This is a genomic window from Paenibacillus sp. CMM36, assembly GCF_053570945.1.
Genome location: NZ_JBSEDY010000005.1, coordinates 181,308 through 199,720 on the forward strand (window position 1 = coordinate 181,308; position 18,413 = coordinate 199,720).

22 protein-coding genes are annotated in these 18,413 nt (G+C 50.3%); 3 read left to right on the forward strand and 19 right to left on the reverse strand.

Annotation, left to right across the window (positions count from 1 at the left end; genetic code table 11):
- Positions 1-130: 130 nt before the first annotated feature.
- The gene (locus ACWA2B_RS12850) at positions 131-757 is read right to left on the reverse strand and encodes a DUF1796 family putative cysteine peptidase (RefSeq protein WP_449292267.1); all 627 of its coding nucleotides are present in this window, start codon (positions 755-757) and stop codon (positions 131-133) included.
- The gene (locus ACWA2B_RS12855; protein ID WP_029518295.1) at positions 750-1,397 is read right to left on the reverse strand and encodes a DUF1796 family putative cysteine peptidase; all 648 of its coding nucleotides are present in this window, start codon (positions 1,395-1,397) and stop codon (positions 750-752) included. Before ACWA2B_RS12855 ends, ACWA2B_RS12850 begins: the two co-directional genes overlap by 8 nt.
- 245 nt (positions 1,398-1,642) lie before the next feature.
- On the opposite strand from ACWA2B_RS12855, the gene ACWA2B_RS12860 reads away from it, so the two are divergent.
- On the forward strand, positions 1,643-1,990 hold the full coding sequence (locus tag ACWA2B_RS12860; protein WP_029518294.1) for a hypothetical protein: 348 nt from the start codon (positions 1,643-1,645) through the stop codon (positions 1,988-1,990).
- 25 nt (positions 1,991-2,015) lie between these two features.
- Complete coding sequence (locus tag ACWA2B_RS12865; RefSeq protein WP_029518293.1) at positions 2,016-2,438, forward strand: hypothetical protein; 423 nt, start codon at positions 2,016-2,018, stop codon at positions 2,436-2,438.
- A gap of 65 nt (positions 2,439-2,503) precedes the next feature.
- Here the strand turns inward: ACWA2B_RS12865 and ACWA2B_RS12870 are convergent, their stop codons facing one another.
- From ACWA2B_RS12870 to ACWA2B_RS12885, 4 genes are read right to left on the reverse strand one after another with little or no spacing between them, the layout of a single operon-like run.
- Positions 2,504-2,677, reverse strand: coding sequence for a hypothetical protein (locus ACWA2B_RS12870; protein WP_165148594.1), 174 nt, complete (start codon positions 2,675-2,677; stop codon positions 2,504-2,506).
- 31 nt (positions 2,678-2,708) lie between these two features.
- On the reverse strand, positions 2,709-3,929 hold the full coding sequence (locus ACWA2B_RS12875) for a glycosyltransferase family 4 protein (protein ID WP_069012651.1): 1,221 nt from the start codon (positions 3,927-3,929) through the stop codon (positions 2,709-2,711).
- Positions 3,930-3,962: 33 nt separating this feature from the next.
- Positions 3,963-5,189: a sialidase family protein gene (locus tag ACWA2B_RS12880; RefSeq protein WP_449292268.1), complete on the reverse strand. Its 1,227-nt coding sequence runs from the start codon at positions 5,187-5,189 to the stop codon at positions 3,963-3,965.
- Positions 5,189-6,502: a sialidase family protein gene (locus ACWA2B_RS12885; protein ID WP_318628022.1), complete on the reverse strand. Its 1,314-nt coding sequence runs from the start codon at positions 6,500-6,502 to the stop codon at positions 5,189-5,191. The genes ACWA2B_RS12880 and ACWA2B_RS12885 overlap by 1 nt, the downstream gene beginning before the upstream one ends.
- Before the next feature lie 124 nt (positions 6,503-6,626).
- On the opposite strand from ACWA2B_RS12885, the gene ACWA2B_RS12890 reads away from it, so the two are divergent.
- On the forward strand, positions 6,627-6,983 hold the full coding sequence (locus ACWA2B_RS12890) for a hypothetical protein (RefSeq protein WP_239645229.1): 357 nt from the start codon (positions 6,627-6,629) through the stop codon (positions 6,981-6,983).
- Here ACWA2B_RS12890 and ACWA2B_RS12895 read toward each other — a convergent pair.
- From ACWA2B_RS12895 to ACWA2B_RS12955, 13 genes are all read right to left on the reverse strand, one after another.
- Positions 6,980-8,179 carry a glycosyltransferase gene (locus ACWA2B_RS12895; RefSeq protein WP_069012648.1) on the reverse strand — a complete coding sequence of 400 codons (1,200 nt, stop codon included), beginning with the start codon at positions 8,177-8,179 and terminating at the stop codon, positions 6,980-6,982. The two genes, ACWA2B_RS12890 and ACWA2B_RS12895, sit on opposite strands and share 4 nt — an antisense overlap.
- A 28-nt stretch (positions 8,180-8,207) precedes the next feature.
- Positions 8,208-8,924, reverse strand: a complete 717-nt coding sequence (locus ACWA2B_RS12900; RefSeq protein ID WP_029518287.1) for a glycosyltransferase — start codon at positions 8,922-8,924, stop codon at positions 8,208-8,210.
- Positions 8,921-9,919 (reverse strand): NAD-dependent epimerase/dehydratase family protein, encoded by a 999-nt coding sequence (locus ACWA2B_RS12905; protein ID WP_029518286.1) that lies wholly within the window; start codon positions 9,917-9,919, stop codon positions 8,921-8,923. Before ACWA2B_RS12905 ends, ACWA2B_RS12900 begins: the two co-directional genes overlap by 4 nt.
- Positions 9,880-10,734 carry a dTDP-4-dehydrorhamnose reductase family protein gene (locus ACWA2B_RS12910; RefSeq protein WP_069012647.1) on the reverse strand — a complete coding sequence of 285 codons (855 nt, stop codon included), beginning with the start codon at positions 10,732-10,734 and terminating at the stop codon, positions 9,880-9,882. Before ACWA2B_RS12910 ends, ACWA2B_RS12905 begins: the two co-directional genes overlap by 40 nt.
- Positions 10,731-11,717 (reverse strand): polysaccharide biosynthesis protein, encoded by a 987-nt coding sequence (locus ACWA2B_RS12915; protein WP_029518284.1) that lies wholly within the window; start codon positions 11,715-11,717, stop codon positions 10,731-10,733. The genes ACWA2B_RS12910 and ACWA2B_RS12915 overlap by 4 nt, the downstream gene beginning before the upstream one ends.
- Positions 11,710-12,801 carry a non-hydrolyzing UDP-N-acetylglucosamine 2-epimerase gene (gene wecB / locus ACWA2B_RS12920; protein ID WP_209949724.1) on the reverse strand — a complete coding sequence of 364 codons (1,092 nt, stop codon included), beginning with the start codon at positions 12,799-12,801 and terminating at the stop codon, positions 11,710-11,712. Before wecB ends, ACWA2B_RS12915 begins: the two co-directional genes overlap by 8 nt.
- Before the next feature lie 121 nt (positions 12,802-12,922).
- Positions 12,923-14,584: a glycosyltransferase gene (locus ACWA2B_RS12925; protein ID WP_449292269.1), complete on the reverse strand. Its 1,662-nt coding sequence runs from the start codon at positions 14,582-14,584 to the stop codon at positions 12,923-12,925.
- A gap of 60 nt (positions 14,585-14,644) precedes the next feature.
- A complete protein-coding gene (locus ACWA2B_RS12930) occupies positions 14,645-15,778 on the reverse strand; it encodes a CgeB family protein (RefSeq protein ID WP_029518281.1) in 1,134 nt (377 codons plus the stop codon).
- A gap of 33 nt (positions 15,779-15,811) precedes the next feature.
- The gene (locus ACWA2B_RS12935) at positions 15,812-16,903 is read right to left on the reverse strand and encodes a CgeB family protein (RefSeq protein ID WP_029518280.1); all 1,092 of its coding nucleotides are present in this window, start codon (positions 16,901-16,903) and stop codon (positions 15,812-15,814) included.
- Positions 16,904-17,085: 182 nt separating this feature from the next.
- A complete protein-coding gene (locus ACWA2B_RS12940; protein ID WP_039272662.1) occupies positions 17,086-17,445 on the reverse strand; it encodes a FliH/SctL family protein in 360 nt (119 codons plus the stop codon).
- Entirely contained in the window at positions 17,393-17,743 is a 351-nt protein-coding gene (locus ACWA2B_RS12945; RefSeq protein ID WP_039272663.1) for a hypothetical protein, read from the reverse strand. The genes ACWA2B_RS12940 and ACWA2B_RS12945 overlap by 53 nt, the downstream gene beginning before the upstream one ends.
- Positions 17,743-18,075 (reverse strand): hypothetical protein, encoded by a 333-nt coding sequence (locus tag ACWA2B_RS12950; RefSeq protein ID WP_029518277.1) that lies wholly within the window; start codon positions 18,073-18,075, stop codon positions 17,743-17,745. The genes ACWA2B_RS12945 and ACWA2B_RS12950 overlap by 1 nt, the downstream gene beginning before the upstream one ends.
- A gap of 29 nt (positions 18,076-18,104) precedes the next feature.
- Positions 18,105-18,392 carry a hypothetical protein gene (locus ACWA2B_RS12955; RefSeq protein WP_013311765.1) on the reverse strand — a complete coding sequence of 96 codons (288 nt, stop codon included), beginning with the start codon at positions 18,390-18,392 and terminating at the stop codon, positions 18,105-18,107.
- Positions 18,393-18,413 lie beyond the last annotated feature (21 nt).

The following is an 18,413-nucleotide window of genomic DNA, read 5'->3' on the forward strand; positions in this document are numbered from 1 at the left end:
AGCTCACCCTCCTTTTGAACCGAAGCATATGACTTCCCTTCGCATCATGTTATGCGACTCCCTATAGCTTGGCGCAGGCACACGCACAGTCCGAAGACAATCTATAATGTGCCTGTGGAATCTCAGCACCTCAGACGTGCAGTCTCACATTTTCCAGCATATAACGCCACATCCCATCCTGACCGTTCCATATATCCTCAGGCGGCAGCTCCACTGAAACCAGCCGCTCCAATCCCCAATCCAACTCCGTCACACCATCAGTCCCTGTATAATCCACGTATAACAAGCGAAAATCATGTGTAATCCTCTGTAATAACACATCATGTAGTTCCACCGCTTGCTCCCGATTGCCTCCAAGACGAACTAGTAGCAGACGGGACGCAAGCGTGAATTGATCCAGTAGACGTGCGATGCGGCGATCAAGCGTCGTTTTGAATCCAGGGTAGGAAGTCAGCTGCTCCGATGTATTTTGGCTAACCGGAAAATGGTGTGCCGCTATAATCTCATAGTTTGCATCCTCGACCATGAAGTTATGTTCGCCGTAATCATGTCCCGTGACACGTAGACTGTCAACATCCATAAAATCGGCAAAACGGGCGTCCAGCAAGCGACTGATCTGTGACAAGTTACCGGAAATCATCCAGCCCAGCGGACCCGCATAGGGACGCAGTCCGTTTTTATCCAGCTGAATGGAAGGCAAGCAATGTCCACCCAGACTGAATACAGCATCATAATCCCCCTGCAACCGCTCAAGCACGACGCCCTCCCCTTTCCGAAGACAAGGTCATCCCTTTAAAAAGAGTACGCCAATGCGGATCACTCTTGTAATTCCATACATCGGCAAAAGGCATTTCCACCGCGCATACATGCGGAAGCTGCCAATCCACCTCCGTCAACTCCGTTACGCCGGAACAATTCACTACCAACAAACAAAATTCATTCGCTACCATGCCTGACAAAATACGTTCCAGTTCCTCTACTTCTTCATAGGTTCCCAGCATACGGACGAACAAGCTGCGCTTCGCCATCTGTGTTTTTGCAAAAAAACGTTCAATACGACGGTCTATCTTTTCCTTGAACTCGGGATAGGTCACCAGATCTGAGGACGTATTGCGCTCCTGCGGAAAATCATGTACCGAGATCACATTATAAGCGATATCTCTGACCATATAATTCAGTTGGCTCGTACCAACGACACTCAAATTGGGCAATTCCATAAATCCGGCAAACCGATTTTCAAGCAAGCGGTTCACATCGGACAGCGTGTCAGACATCATCCAATCCAGTACCCCGGCAAACGGCCGCAAACGGTTCTTTTCCAATTGAATGGCAGGTGTACAGTTTTGCCCCAGACTGAAGACCGCTTCATATTCCCCTGCCAGCTGTGCGAGTCTCATAGCCGTGCCTCCTTTTTTAATACGACCCTTCTCTCAGTTCCTACTCTATCCTTCTTCTGTAGTCGAAAAAGGGACTTCAGGCCGTAGTTTGTTCCACTCTACATTACATGCACAGCACGGCGAAAAGGGTTGGACACCGATGCGCTTTTTGTCAAAGAGGCGTACAACTATCCAGTCCAATCCCGGTTATTTTTCATATCATATTAAGGCTGGTAACCTAACGGAATTCAAGGAGGCATCATCATATGTCCGTGTTTCTTTTAACCATCGATCACCATCTCGCTTACCACAGCGCCCATATACAAAGCTGCCATGTGACCTTTTTCAATCGTGAAAAGAGGGCCGTCGATGTGTTGCTGGAAATGGGGAATGACAGTGGCGTTTTTAGGCGGCAACTTCTTCGACTGGGCCCTTCTCCCGAAGCTGACTCCGTGCTAGAACTCAAGGATATGGAGGCAGCCCAAAATCCGTTTTATCTGCGAGTGATCACGAATATTTACAATCCAGAAACGCTGTTTATCCTGGCTGAATTTTTGGAAAACGGGAACGTTGTCGCTAAGCGTACAGCCAGTCATTTTACCGTGACACCCTAATGAACGGGCAGAGGAGGAAGAAGGTATGTTGAAATATTCAGTTCAAAACAAAGCTGAGCCAGGCACATATGCACTGCCTTTTCAGGTTACCGATCAGGAGAGCGTGCTCTCTACATTGATCATTCCTGCAAGTGAAGCTGAAGGACGTATTGTCATTGAAGTCTCTTTGGCATGGGAAAATCCGCTGCTCAACTGGGATATCGGGGAGCTGGATATTCGATTGCGTCGCAACGATGAGCGGGGACCTATGCTGGACTGGTTGCAGGATTCCTGTTATCAGGAGGGATTTGCCGAGTTAATCTATGAGGAAACGGGAACACAGGGAGAGCCTTATGTATACTGCCTGACCGTACAATCAGCCGACCGCCGTGCTGTTGTTACAGGACCACTCATGGTTCGAGGCTCTGTGTATGTAGATTCGATGGACGAAAACCCGGATGGACAATGAGCTGAAATAACTAAAGGCAGGTGGGAGTTTTAAGCCCAACCTGCCTTTTTATAGGGTCTGTATTCTCATGGCGCGGATTGCTTCAGACATTCTAAAATGTCAGCGTCCGGCAGCGTATAATCTTCTGGCAACGAAGTGTTAATTCGGTTCCATATTGCGTAATCGACCTTCAAATCCGGGTGTGACTGCTGGATTTCAAAAATACGGTTGTACAAGTCTCCAACGACAGGAAAAGTCATGCTCTCCCTCCTAACTATTGAATCAACGTATTCAACGTACTTGATTCAGCGCTTGCCCATAAATATTCACGAGTCGTTCAATCATAACATCCAGAGACCAATGCGCGATCCCCCATGCCTTGGCACGATTTCCCATGACTATCCGCACTTCATCCTGTGCCAGCAAATGCTGCAAATGAGCTGCCAGTGCCTCCACATCGCCAACCGGGGAGACTAGTCCGGTGTGTTCATGCTTCACCATTTCCGGCAGTCCACCCGCATCCGATACCACTGCCGGAAGCCCCATAATCTGCGCCTCCATGACCGAAAACGGCTGATTGTCCTGTATGCTTGGATGAACAAAAAGGTCCGCCAGTTGTAAAAGAGCAGGTACATCTTCACGATGCCCCAGAAAAACCACGTCTTCTTCCAGCCCTAGCTCCTTCGCCTGTGTTTGAAGCTCTTCCCTTTTATCTCCCTCCCCGACAATCCAGCAAACCCAATCCGTACGACTTGCTTTCAGCAGGCCAAGAGCGCTCATTAAATAATGCAGCCCTTTGATATAGACCAGCCGTGAAGGACAAATGATAACTTTTTTCCCCTCAGGTCGTATCATGTCCGTTCCCCGGGCGTGGACTTCCCAGAAGTGCTCGGTATCCAAACCGTATTGGAAAGTAGCAATCTGCTGCTCAGGCACTTCGAACTCACGCACAAGCGTCTGTTTCATCCATTCTGTAGACGTAATGGTAATATCCGCGGATAGAGCGCCATAGTGCTCTAGCGCCCAATAATACTTCCACATCAGCGTCTCACGGTAACCCTCCTCATGATCCCGCTCCAAAGCCATCATAACTTCACGAGCCAGCGAGCCATGAATATTCGCTACCAACGCGCTATCTTTGCGTTTGACCCGACTTAGCGCACGCGTCGCAATGACATCTTGCGTGTGAATCACATCATACTGCTCGACCCCGAAATACGCCGCTGCCAGCTCCATACAGTATCGATCCTTTTCCACCGTCTGCACCCATGAATCCAAATGTAATACAGGGACAGCCGATTCATTCAGCTTCGTATCCAGCAGGGGCAGCAGTTGATCCTTCAGCAGCTCCCTATCTTCAAAAACAATATGGTATTTAGGTGTATCCGGTCCGTTTCCCATCAAGTCTACCGTGTGGCCCAGTAGCTCCAGTCTCCGTTTAATTTGCATCATAAAGGGCCATACGCCACCCAAATGAGGAATCGGCCAGTACGTAGCCAACAAAATTTTCAAAACAGCCTCACCTCCTCTGTCTCGTACGCTGAGCTACATTCCGTTGCTTCCGTAAATTTGCTGGAAACCCGATAACGCATCTGTCCAGACCGCAAAAAACCCATTATTCGGCACGATCGTTACATCAATAAAATTACCGATTGTAACGACTGGAACCGGACTAATCCCGTTAGGATTAAAGGAGCTGTCTGTTATTCTGAGGTTCGTAAATGTACTTCCTCCGTCTGTTGATTCGGCCACAAATACGTCTAATAAAGAGGTCGTTATTTGATTGGTATAATATACGATCTTGATCACGCCGGTCACAGGCGAAACATCAATAGCCGGGAAAAAATGCTGTGCCCCTGCACTGGCCCCTGTCACCGATTGCGGCGCAGTCCAGCTTAATCCACCATTCACCGACCTGGCAAGCAGCACATCCGCATACCCTGCCCGATTATCCTGCCAGACCGCATAAAGTGTTCCCTGATTCGGGCTCGTAGAGCGATCCACGGCAATGTTAGCTGCCGGCAGCACATTGAAACCAAAGCCGGCCACGGGCAACGGACTCGGAACCGGGACCACAGAAGATACAGGTAGCGAGGAACTAAATGCTGTCCCTCCATTGAAGGACACAATGACCTGATATTGGTTAACCGGATTCGTGACAATGTACCCGACATAAATCACCCCTGTAATGCTCACAGTGATTTCCCCCCGCGTAATCTGATTGGAGCCAGCGGTGAGCACCACGGGTGTCCCCCATGTGATCCCTCCATCCTGCGAACGTTGGAAGAACATGACTGATCCGCCGAAAAAGTCAGGATTGTACTGATGCGTATAACATAAATAGATATTTCCGGTATAGGAGCTGACCTGAGAAGTATCGAATTTCACGCTGACCTCAACATTATTGACAAATGTCCCATACCCTCGCTGGGCAATCACAGGCGGATCAAATGTATTACCGTTGTCTCTCGACACATAAGTGGCGATGGTACCGCTCAAACCGTCTGCGGTAAATACGTGACAGGCTATGACAAACAAGTTGGGAAAACCGTAGCTGACGCTATGGGATTCCGCCCCTACATAGCCGGCTGGTAGCGGTAAAATCTGCTGTGTGAAAGAGGCACCGCCGTTACCTGAACGGTATACCGCCGTCAACGGCGGCCCTGTCGTAAAATCGATAGCCGCAGACACAATGGTACCGTCGAGCAGGTTGAAAGCTACACTCGGCTCCTGGGCCAGCCTTCCGTTAGGCGTAAGCTGTACGTTCGGCATCAGGCTCCACCCCCCGGTACACCCGCAAATATCGTCAAACTGCCTGTGCGCGTATCTGTCCAGACGGTAATATAGCTGTTCGGCGGTACAATGGCGACATCAATATAATCACCGATCAGCTCTGATTCGCCTCCACCGACATTCGGGTTAAAGGAGGTCGTCGTGAGACGACTGTTCGTAAAGGTGTTACCTCCATCGGACGACTCTGCGGCGAACACATCCAGATTAAAGCCGTCCACGCGATTGGTATAGTACACGACAACGACCAGTCCCGTCTTGGGCGACACTGAAATTGCAGGGAAAAAATTTTGCGAGCCGGGCGGGCTGTCTGTCACAATGACCGGAGCACTCCAGGTACCGCCAAAATCGCTTGATTTGGACAACAAAATATTGCTGTATCCCTGACCAAAGTCCTGCCACACGGCATATAGCGTATTTGTTGTGGAAGGCACACCCGAGCAGTCCGCGGCCAAGCTGGGGAAATTCAATATCCGAAAGTCATAACCAGGAACGGGCAAAGGATTGGGCACAAGCGTTATATTGGATACGAGAATATCCCCGCTGAAGGTTGCCCCGCCATCAAAGGAGCGTCGGATAAAAAAAGCTGGTGTTTGCGGTCCCGTACGAATCCAACTGACATATACGCTTCCATATTTGTCGACCGCAGGCTCAGGCCGCTCCGTTGAGGATTGGATATTGGAGAGCATTAACGGTCGGTCCCAAGTTAGTCCTCCATCGGTGGAACGCTGGTAGAAGGCCGCAGATTGAGCATTAAAATCCACATTATATTGGCGGTTATACGTGACATAGACGTGTCCGAGATAGGGACTTGCCCCCGCATTATCCGTCGTAATATTAGTCCAGTCATTATTAATGTAATCTCCATAGCCCGGGTTAATGACCACTGGAGGATCAAAGGTGGCTCCATCGTCCGTAGAACGGTAGATCACGACAGCCCCGTTTTCATTGCCCGGAAATACATGCGCGGATACGATAAAAATATTGGGGAACAGATAGGCTACCATTCCTGCCTCGGCTCCTGTATAACCCGGCGGAATCGGCAATAAAGTATCCGTCCAGTTCGCTCCGGCATCCAATGAGCGATACAGTCCAATCAAGGGAGGCCCACTGCTAAAATCAACAGCTACAGCTATAACAATATTCGGATTCAGTAAATTAACAGCAACACTAGGCTCAAATTTGGGCAGGCCGCTGGGTGTCACCTGAAAATTCAAAGGCATCGCGAGCATTCCCTTCATTATATAAATAGATACGCCTGAAGTATTTCTATCAAAATGTACTTTTTTCAGCACAGCCTAGAGACAACCATACAAGCTTTCTTTTCAATAGATTCATAGTATAAAAGCATCCCTTCAAGGGTTATCCAATATTCTGTTTTTTGAGAGGATGATTCGATTGGCTTTTACAACCGGTTATATGACGAACACTAGAGATTTTGGTACTGCCTGCTCCAATGTTGTTGTGAACTTGGTCAATGAGGACACAGTAAATGCGGCAACCGTGACCATCCAAATTTTTTTCTCGCTGGTACCGGATACCAAGACACCACTGTATGTGACATCGGTTAACTTGCCTGCAAACTCCATTGCCCGCCGTACCTTCTTTATACAAGGGGTTCTTGCCTATGAGGTACAATACAACGTGGCCTCCGCTGCTCCAGCGAATGTCGTGCTCTCCAACTTTGGACTGGATCAGTTTGGTAATGTTGTACAGGAGCACCGTGTTCTCCAGTCCGAGCTGACCACAATCCCTGCACTGTCCCCTGTTATTTAAAAGCCACCCTGTTCCAGTGCCTGATGCAATCTGTGGGTGTAATACACGTAATTCCATTCTGGCGGTACGGACTGAACCCCTCGTCCGCTGCCGATGGTGGAATGGTCATCTGTATAGTAGGAAAAGGCATGTGTATCCTGTAATGGGCGCAACAAATCCGTGAGATACAGTAGATCCGTCACGGCAATATAAGGTTTGACACCGAAGCATACAACAAAGCGAGTCGTGGTTTCACCAATAGCCTGAACCAGTGCTTCCTGGATCGAATAATGCTGCCGTGATGTTACGATTAACCGAGGGTCGAGCATCATCGACAGGAAAGCGCTAGCTTCCTGTTCTGGCGTTAAATCCAGCAGCCGTACCACGCAATTGCTGTAGTGCTGCTCCAGCAGATTATCCAGCAATGATTCAGCTTGAGCCATATCCGTGACAGGCATTAAAATCGTCATTTCAAGTGGGATGCCCCGGCGTGCTCTCGCCTCATACTTGGCGATTTGGAATGCGCGCCGCCAGCGTCGGTGCTCCTTTTGGCTGTGTAGGCCGGCCGATACACTAAATGTGGAATTCACCCGGTAATCCATCAGGATCTCCGGGATGAATTTCATATTGCACGTCTCGGTCAGCCGCAGCCAGTAATCATAATCCTCAACGGGTTGCAGCCGATAGCCGCCAATCTGGAGGGCATATTTGCTTTTGTACATAAATGAAACCCCAACAATGCTGGCGTTCAGCAATTCGTGATGTGGCTGACTTTGGTACCGGATCAACGCCTGTTGATGCTGCTCGTCATACAACGGGTTCCCATATGCGTCAACCTGGCGGAAGGTAGAAAACACAAGACCGAGTGAGTCTGGCCCCTGCTTCAGCTCTTGCCGCAATCGTTCAATAAAGGAAGCATTATAAACATTGTCGCTGGAGACCCAGGTCACATACTTGATCCCAGGATCTTTAAACAACTCATCGAATCCCCGGTTTAGGGCGTGGGATACTCCTTGGTTCTGAGGGAGTGTAACCAACTGAACGCGCGGGTCTCCCATTGCTGCATAGAGCGCTGGCCCCACCATTTCCGGCGCTCCGTCAATAACAATGATGAAGCGAAATCCCCTGTAGCTCTGGGCTAGTACGGATGAGATTGCAGCTTGCAGATAGCCGATATCCTGTTTGTACAGTGGCATAACAATCCCCGTATCTACCATATCAATCCCCCCTGACAGACTTTCGGCTTCATGAGGATAAACCACTCAATACCTGACTGAAGCGATCTCGATAACGTGCTTGGGTGATGTTGTACTCCCGCTCCACAGCGGGCCAATATTTTTTGGTTCCCATTTCATCATGCCAACGGTAGTTAACCAAGGACTCGTTCAGAAAAGGAAATGGATATCCCGCCAGCATCACGCGGTACCACATATCCAGATCATGTGTGTACGGCAGCAATTCATCAAACAAACCGATATGTGCAAACAGCTCCTTTTTAAACATAACCGTGCATCCATTGACCGGATTTCCTTGTTGAAAAAAACGGTAAAACTCCGTCATAGACGGAAACACGGCGGCTGCCTGGTAGCTTGTGACTTGGCTGTATTGATTGATGAAATTGAAGTTGGTATGGGAGATGTACGCACCGTTTTCCACCATAAAAGAAACCTGATTGTTAATTTTATCCCTATGATAGGTATCGTCGGAACTGAGCCACGCAATATAATCGCCACTGGCATGTCGGATACCATGATTCAGAGCGCTGGCTGTTCCACCATTGGATTTACCTAAATAATGTATATAAGGAAGATAGGCCTGAAGCATATCAACATGTTCCGTGGAGCCGTCATCGACGACAATAATCTCGAGTGGGCCATAAGTTTGCTCTAGTGCACTTTGCAAAGCCTGATCCACATATGCACAGTTATAAAAGGGAATGACGATCGTTACTTTCGGTCTCATATCGTTCCTTCCTTTCCGGCTCGGCGGTATTGAATCATATCCTCCAGAGATTGCCTCAGCTGTATGGTCGGCTTCCAGCCCATGTCCTCCAGCTCTTTCGCACGGTATGCCTCGGTAGATGCTGACTCTGCCACATCCCCCCATTGTATGGGAATAGATGTTTTGGCCAGCGCAACCATACGTTCCACGATATTGCCCAGTTCCACAATGCGGCCTGTGCAGACCGAGTACACTCGGCCTGGCACACCCTGTTCCAATAGCACACCGTATGCGCGAACGGCATCACGAACGTCGAGAAAATCACGTTGCGCATGTCGGGAAGATACCCGGAACGGGACAGTTTCAGTTGCGGACTGCCCCTCCCTACGTTCCGTCTGAACGATATACCCCGCGAGTAATGCACAAAATCCGGTAGATGGACCCGGACCGATCAAGTTGCAAGGCTCTGCCAGCATGACGGATTGTTCGAACAGCGCGCCCCACGAGAGCGCGACTGCCTCTTGAAGGCTTTTGCTAAGGCTGTATGGATGTGTTGGATGATACGGAGCCTGCAAAGCCGTCTTTAGCCGAGAACCCGCCACGACAATTCTGGCTTTGGGGAAAGGTCGCAGTACATCGAGCAGATACAGGGTGGACAGTACATTGGATTCCATGTATAGCAGGGGACTCTCCCAAGATTCAGGGACGGAATTTTTACCACCCAGGTGAAGCACATAATCCGGAGCAATCTGTCTAATTACTTCGCCCAGACGTTTCTTGTCGAGCAAGTCACACACATAAGGCGTAATACAGTTGCGAGTCTCCGCCTCTGGGCTGTTATTTTCATCATCGCGAGCCAGTAAGATCAGTTCTGAGACGGAAGCGGCAGTGCGAGTCAGCGCCGCTACCTCCCAGCCGAGCTTTGCAAAATGGCGGCAGGCATGCATCCCGGTATAGCCCGCCGCTCCGGTAATGACTATGACAGGCCGACGTTGTTCCGCTGTGCTTCCGTCCATTCCAGCAGCTCCTTCAGCATGATGCTGTAGTGAGGAACATCGTAGAGCAGATCGGCCCGGGTAGAACGAAGCGTCCGGTCCTGCACCGGCTCATCTTTCGGCACGATCCGAATATCCTCCCTATTCCAGATATCTTTGAACAGCAGCAGCAAATCGTGCTTGCTGATCGGTTCAGGGTGAACCAGATGAATGAGTCCGTCCAGCGGCTCATTCATCTGCACCTGTATCGCCTTTGCTAATTCCAGCGTCGTAACCCCGTTCCAAAAGACCCGGCGATACCCGTTAACGTCTCCGCTCTGCTGCAAGAACCAGTGCAGCAGACCAATGCCACTGGGCCGAATTTCCGGCCCGATAATGGAGGTACGGATAGTCAGATGCCCTGCGGCCTTTACTTCTCCGAGTATTTTCGTCAAAGCATAGGCACTTGTCCCATCGGGTTGATCCGTCTCCTTATATAAACCAGGTACCCGATTTCCCTCGAATACGCAATCCGTGCTGATATGAACCAATCGGGCACCGATACTGTCCGCTGTCCGCCGGAGAAGATGTGGCAGCAACCCATTAATTTGGTATGCTGCAATTTGATCCTCCCCGGCATGCTGATTCAGTACACCTACCGCGTTAATAATAACGTCTGGCCGTACACTCCGTACCAGCTGCTCCACCATAAAGCTGTCCTTTACATCCAGCAGCAGACCACCTTTATTTTCGGGATCACGGGTGGTGTAGAACACGTTATACCCGCTCTGGTTTTGGAAATACTTCACCAGAACATGGCCCGCCATGCCGTTACCACCCAAAATAAGCAGCTTCATTTGATGAACCCCCCGCTTTGGAGAATGCTGCGAATCTCCTCTTTCGACATCAAATTAAACTCCGAACTAAAGCTGCTGAATGACACGGGAGGGCACTGATTATAGCGGTCCTTTAATTGAGGAATATTCAGCGTTGGGAGAATGACTAAATATTGCTCGTCATAGACTACCGTCGTCAGGCTTTCAAAATCGCTCATCAAAATCTCATGAATTTTCTCACCGGGACGCACACCTTTTTCTACAATTTCTACGTTTTCCACACCTGAATCCTCAATGAGCACCTCAGCCAAGTCCAAAATACGGCAGGTTGGCATGGTCATGATAAAAATTTCCCCGCCTACACTTTCCACCGAGGCTTTGAACAGGAGACTGATCGCATCACGCAAGGTTAGGAAGAAGCGCGTCATGTTCATATCTGTGATCGAAACCTTGCCCTTTTGGCGAATCTGGCTTTGGAACAGATGCACCACGCTTCCGTTTGTGCCCAAAACATTACCGCCGCGCACCGTCACGAAACGCGTATCGCTATTCAGCAGATTGGCGTAAACAATCAGTTTTTCTCCTATTGCCTTCGTCATGCCGTAAAAATTGGACGGATTCGCGGCCTTGTCGGTCGATATATAAATGACTTTCTTGACCTGATTAACGACAGCGGCCTCGATTACGTTTTGAGTGCCTACGACATTGGTTTTGAGTGCCTCGTAGGGCTGATCCTCACAGACGGGTACGTGCTTGAGCGCTGCCAAATGAAATACATAGTCCACTCCTTGACAAGCGGTAGTCAGCGCATCCTTATCCCGAATATCTCCAATACAGAAGCTGAGTCGTTCATCCTCAAACTGCCTGTTCATGGCAACCTGACTGGATTCTCCGCGTGAAAAGATAATGACCTCTTTGGGGTTACGCGGCAGTAACTGGGCAACCAGCTCATGCCCCCAGGAGCCGGTACCGCCGGTAACCAAGATACGTTGGTTTTCAAACATGCCGTTTCCCTCCAAGCAGAAATTTAACTACCTTATCCGACACATCTTCCACCAGATAGCCTGCGGGACATTGCCACTTATGGGTCATCCCGGTCATTATGGCTACCGCGTTTGCTATAACCTCGCCATCAAGGCCGGACACGATATTGCTGCCGCAATCTACCGTTTCCGGCCGTTCAGTCGTCCGGCGCATCGTAACCGTCGGCACCCCCATGACACAGCATTCTTCCTGTACGGTACCACTGTCTGTCAAAGCGCAGCGGGCATGCCGCTCCAGCAGAACGAAGTCAAAAAAACCGAACGGTTCGTGAAATTCCACTAGCGGATCAAGCTGGATCGGCGGATGGCTTGCGATCCGGGCGGCAGTCCGGGGATGAATACTGCAAATGACCCGCTGCCCGAACTGCTGGGCTACCCGGTTAAGACCATCTAAAATAGCCAGCAAATGCGGTGGATGGTCGACATTTTCGGCTCTGTGGGCAGTGACCAGGAAATATTCTCCCGGCGACAGTCCCAACTTTTTCAAAATCCCACTACCGGTTACCTCTTTCTCATAGTGCTGCATTACTTCGTAGATCGGATTTCCAGTCAGTATGATTCGTTGGCTTGGGAAGCCTTCGCGTAGTAGGTGCTGCTTGCTTTGCTCCGTATAAGGCATATTAATGGTAGATATCGCATCAATGACACGCCGGTTCTTCTCCTCCGGCACATCCAGATCATAACAGCGGTTCCCCGCCTCCATATGCACGACCGGATAACCCATACGTTCCGCAAGTAAGGCACATAAAGCGCTGTTCGTATCACCGAGCAATAGCACATGATCGGGGCGTTCCTTGTTTAAAATATCCTCCATCTGCGAGTACATGGCGGACAACTGTTTGCCCAGTGTCCCCGCTTTCTCCTGAAGTACATAATCCGGGGCACGCAGTCCCAGTTCGCGAAAGAACTGCCCGCTCAGGCTTTCGGTGTAATTTTGGCCCGTATGCACAAGCACATGTTCATCTGCATGGCGGTCTAGCTTCGGAATGATCAGGCTGAGCCGTATAATCTCCGGTCTTGTGCCGAGCACGGTCAATATTTTCATGGTTTTGGAACCCACCTTTGCTGTCGTTGTTTCATTGAATTGTGGCGTTCAATGAAGGATAGCCATCCAGCAGACTGGCTGTGCTCCAGCTTAACGTTCATCTCAAAGGTCCGGCGTAGGTTCACCCGGACCGTTGTTTTGTATGCTGTCCAGCCTTGAGTGTGACTCGCTTCGGTTTGTGCGCGTTGTGTCGCCGTGACCGGTGCTTGATTTTCCGCTTGAGCTTCTGTCTGGACTTGGTTTTCGGATAAAGTCCCTTCGACAACGGGAACCCGTGAATTTTCTTAAGGCGACTCTTGCCGCCGCTTCTCTTATACCTGCGATTCCGAAGTCTGGTACGCTTGCGGCCCTTTGGCCATCTCGCCCGAATACTACGCTTGCCGCGGGGCAATTCGGGTGGTGACTCAGGTAAAGGGGGTGCTGGTTGTGGCAAGCCCTGAATGGCTGCATATTCGATTGGCGGCAGACCCAGCACAGGCAGCTGACACACCACCGATTCAGGAAATTCTCGAATCGTGCTGGTATAACCCTCCGGTATAGCGGTGACCTGACGCAGCCCTTCGCCTTCCCTCGTCCATACAGGTCCACCCGGCTGCTGAATCAACGGGAACCAATGCGGATGATGACATACCCATTGACTGACCATGAGGTGCATACTGCTTCGGTAGGAACCAGGTCCGTATACACGTGTAGCTGCACTGTTGTTACGGACACCAATCCGTTCCACTTCCTCGGGATGATCGAGCAGATAGCCCACTTTTTGCGCCAGCATGTCGCTGTTGCCCGGCTCTACCAAAAAATCTGTATTTCCGGTAGCCTCCATCAATTCCACAAGTCCACCCTGCGCAAAGGCTACCACGGGCTTACCGTAAACTAGCCCTTCCAGGGCGGTCAGACCAAAGCCTTCTTCCACCATACTTGGGATCACAACAATATCCATTGCGCTATAGGCCGTTGACACGGATTCCTCGAATGAATTGAACTGGAAGCGGCGGCTATAACGAGATTGGCGGATTAAAGAGACACATTTTACGTAATATTCCGAGTCCACCGAGCTGCCGATGATCCAGAAACGACACCGCGAATTGGTTTCGCACAGCTTTAGAGCCATTTGGACAAAAGGTAACAGCCCTTTGGCTTCGTAGATAAAGGAAGAAATATAACCAATGCAAATATGAAAATCCCGCAGCCCCAGTTTTTCACGTTTCCTTTTCCGTTCCAGCACATGCTCTCTGGGAGACGGCATATCCATATCCCGGCAGGGAGACAACACCGTATGCGGACGTGTCAGTCCCCCACCATGCAAAGGACGCATTACAGCTTGAGAAATGCCGATGACCCATTGGCTATAGCGCTCAATGATAGAAACAGAAACTGGCGTATGCGCATTCTGGTTAATGACTTCGGTAATTTTCCAGATCACCGGAATATTAAGCTCATGGGCAGCCATTGCAGGCATGACGTTCACACAGGTATTGACCAGCACCACATCAGGTCGAGCATGCCGAAGCATCTGGAACAACGGTGCATACGCCACATGGGTCCGCAAATTCTCCGCATCCTGCGCCAATCCCTCATATGGGGTATACATGCCATGCAGCATGAACAGATTCTGTGTCAGAACGGTGATTCCGCGCTTGCGGGCCATTGAGGTCAGCCGCCCTTCACCAGGCGTTACGAGAATACAATCGAAGTACGTACGCATATCTAGACAAAATTGCAATAGCAGCTTCTCGGCCCCCGTAATACTGCGGACGTTGCTAACATGGCTGAATAACATCATTTTCGGCTTGATCGGAGTTCACCTCCTTTAAAATAGCAACCACCGGACGTGTGAATCACCTTATGGAAATATGACCGACAACAGTTGGTCAATCCGGTGACCATACGTGTGCTCCCGCAGGGTTCGTTCCAGAGCACGCAGAGCAATCTCACGACGCTCCTTTTCATGCGTCAAATAAAACTCAACCTTCTCCAGCAGTTCCTGCTGAGAGCTGTAGGTCTCTATCTCTTCCCCTGGCTTGTAAAAACGAGCCAGATCATCTCTTGTATCTGTCAGTTGCAACGTGCCACTGGCAGAAATTTCAAACGTACGCGGATTGGGCGAAGCCCCCGGAATTTTCAGTGAGTTGTTGTTCACCGAATCATCCTGATGGGAACGATGAAGATTAATTACGATTTTGCTGCCGTTGTACGAATCATTGGTCTCGCCCGGAGACATCCAGCGACCCAGCTCAATTTTGTCGCCATACGACTGATAATCTGGGAGACGATCCCACCAGATTCCGTTGATTTTAATGTTACGAGCCATGAGCTGCGGCATAATCGGATTAAAGAAATAGATGCGGTTCCAGTAGGCTGAGCCTGTAAACCCAATCTCACGTCGTACCGAAGCGGGCGAGCTGAGGGGGAAATAGTGAGTCAGAAATGCTCCAAAGGGCAAATAGTGCACAGACGTGCAACCCAACTGACGGTACAGCTCCATGCAGTTCATTTCTAACGTGAACACATAATCATAATTCGTAACGATTTTGGTCGTCGTGTCGGTGTAATATGGATCGTCCGTTAGCCAGATGGCGGTGGGGATGCCCAACTGGCGTACCGCAGTAACCTGCTCCAACGGAAGATCCATTCCATCCAGTGCCAGCATCAGATTCGGACGGAGCTGAGCGGCAATATCTCCTACCGGCTGACGTGGGTCTGTTACGGTAACCTGAGCCGTCATGCTCTGCAATGTGGTAATGACCGCCTCATCCAGCGGAGAATACGGAAGGCCTTTGCCTGAGACGACATACAGTACATGGATTTGTCGAAAAGGGAAAACTGCTTTCATCCGCGCAACAATTGCGTTAGCACGGCCGCGCAGATATCCTTCGTCGTATCCGTCATGCAATCCCGCAGTTCTCCCCTTTTCCCAGGAGGCTGCCGCCGTCTGGTGAACAGCCGGGTCATACGGTCCTGTCGTAGATATCGTCATCACTTTCACTCCTCACTGTTTATGGTGTTTACTTTAGGCCATCGCCTTGTCCAGCAGTTCTTCCATGCGATTGGAGTACATATGCTTTTGCATAGTCGTGTACAATGCGCGCCAGGCCATGCGTTCGCGTTCCCAATCATGCTTGAGATAGTAGTCCAGCTTCACTTTCAATTCATCTGCTCCAGAGAAAGTTTCAATGTCATAGCCTGGTCGGTAATAACGGCTCAAATCCTTCCGAACATCCGTCATTTGAAGCGTGCCGCAAGCAGAAATTTCATATGTCCGAGGATTGATGGACTCCGCTGAAAGCTGGTGTGTATTCCGATTATCCAGTCCGGGGTCTGTCGGGCGGTGCATATTGATGACAATTTTAGAGCCGTTATAATATTGAGCGGTCTCTTCCGGTTCCATAAAACCCGGACGGATAAAGCGTTCCAGCACATCCCGCCGGGTCAGCCGATCCCAGTGCCCACCTACGATCAGCACTCTTTTGTCCGCCAAGAAGGGAGCTAGGTGGTCGAATAGCTTCACACGGTTCCAGAAGGCATTTCCAATGAAGCAAATATCATGCTGATGCTCCCGCTCTACCCGCCGAGGATAAAAGATACGAGCTGACGCAGCCAGCGGCAAATAGTGAACCCTCGTTACTCCCTGATCGCGATAAAACGGCAGGCAAGAAATTTCGTGCGTAAATACGACATCGTAGGATTGACAGATCAACGCCGTATCCTCCGTAAAGTAAGGATCATCTACAAACCATATGGCCGTCCGAATGCCTAGGGCTCGTATTTGCTGTACCTGCTCCAGATGATCCGCCGGAAAAACATGCAGCCCGTTCATGACCAGCACGAGGTCTGGACGTTGAGCCTCGGCGTCAGCTAGCATCGTAGCAGGCGTACCGATGGCGCATGAGCTGCATATTTGGCCTAATGCTTCTTGCACACCTGTGTCTATAGCTGCGAAACCTTGCGGAATATACAACACTTTCAAATGACGAACAGCAGGCTGTATGGCCACGACCTGTGACAGAGCAGCCGTGCAACCGCCCATTCTGCGTCCTTCCCGATAGCCGCATCGGTACGCTTCGCGTTCATTTCCGCTTTGTTGATCGTTCACATCCTTCACCCTGTCCTGTTGTAGGATAAACTTCTGTCACTCCTAAACTATATGCGGAGGGGTCAAACGCATCATGGACGACTGCCACTGCCCGGACAAAATTGGCGTTTGCCCGTCCAACTGCCGAACCGCAAATAACCCCGAAGCTGTGTAGCTTCGGGGGGTTAGCTGTCATGGATGTTCTGCATAGTTTACTGAGCCTTGTAAGCGACCTGGTGTCCATCTTCATAACCTTTGGCAAAGCCTGAATTGAAACCCTCGTTGTAAGCTGCATCATACCCCTGCTGAAATGCCTGCGGATCATGCTCCAATGCAACAGTCCCGGGCTGTGGATTCTCCGCAGAAGGGACTGCCACCGGGTTAGCTTGAGGTTTTTTTCGCCGCCGCAAAAGAGGATGTCTTCTACGTGCAGAATGATGTCCTCTTTTACGGCGTCTTAGAGCAAGCAGACGTCTTCTTCTCCGTTTTAATCTGCGAATGCTGGAACGCCGGGCATCTTTACGTCTTTTGCGGGCTTTTTCCCGAGTGGCGCGTTCCCACCTTGTGCTCATTTTCATTCCTCCTTTGCTTTCTCGTGGTGGTTTCATTTTTCTGAACAGGCACATGGAGCCACGGCTTCGTCGGTTTTCCATATACCTGTCGTCTTAATGGAATACCCGCCAACATTTGCGTGATTTCGCCCTGGTAGTTGCTGAGTATACGAATGGTTTCTTCCAGACGGGTAGCCGACATATCCGCATGGGGCGTCAAGTCCGCAAGACTGGTCAGCATCCGGGCAACGGCGTGCTGGCTGGCAGCAATAGACTCCATTATATCCAGCTTGATCTCACGTTCACGCCTCATGCTCATTAGTTCATATCCCCCGAGCCCATGCCTCCCATCATCCCTTCCATGCCGCCACCCTGCTGCTCATCCTGATCCAGCAATGCTTTGAGATTGCTGCAAAGACCAGTCTGAAGCCGCGTTAATCCCTCCAGCATTTCCACCATTTGCTCGTGAATCTCCAAAGGTCGCCCCAGCTGTTCTTCATCGGTGTCAAAGGCGTGGGGCGCCAGATGGTTCAGCGCCCAATTACGCACTTTTTCTGCTTCGACCGCCTTGGCCTCCAGGATCATAGACACATTCCGCTGCATTTTGGAGGCCGCATCCAGCATGTGAATCATTGCTTGTTCCCTACTCATGTGTTCACTCCCTGCCCTCGGTTGTTACGTTACTCCTCTTCCGGGTATGCCGTTTCCTTCACGACACGAACGAGCATTTCAGCCATTGCTTCCTGAAGATCGGCAATGCCGTTCAGATAGGCCACAATGCTTTTGTTTACTTGTCCCGAGCTGTCGAGAATGCCCGGAATTCCGTCAAAACGCGGCTCCTCATCTGGCAGTTCATGTATGATCTGCGCCATGCGCACAACCACCTGCCGTTCCGCATCCAACAACCTCGACATCTGCTGCTGCGAGTGCGAAATGTGGATCAGCAAATCATCTAACTCGTTATGCATAAGCCCCTCCTTTATGTGCTC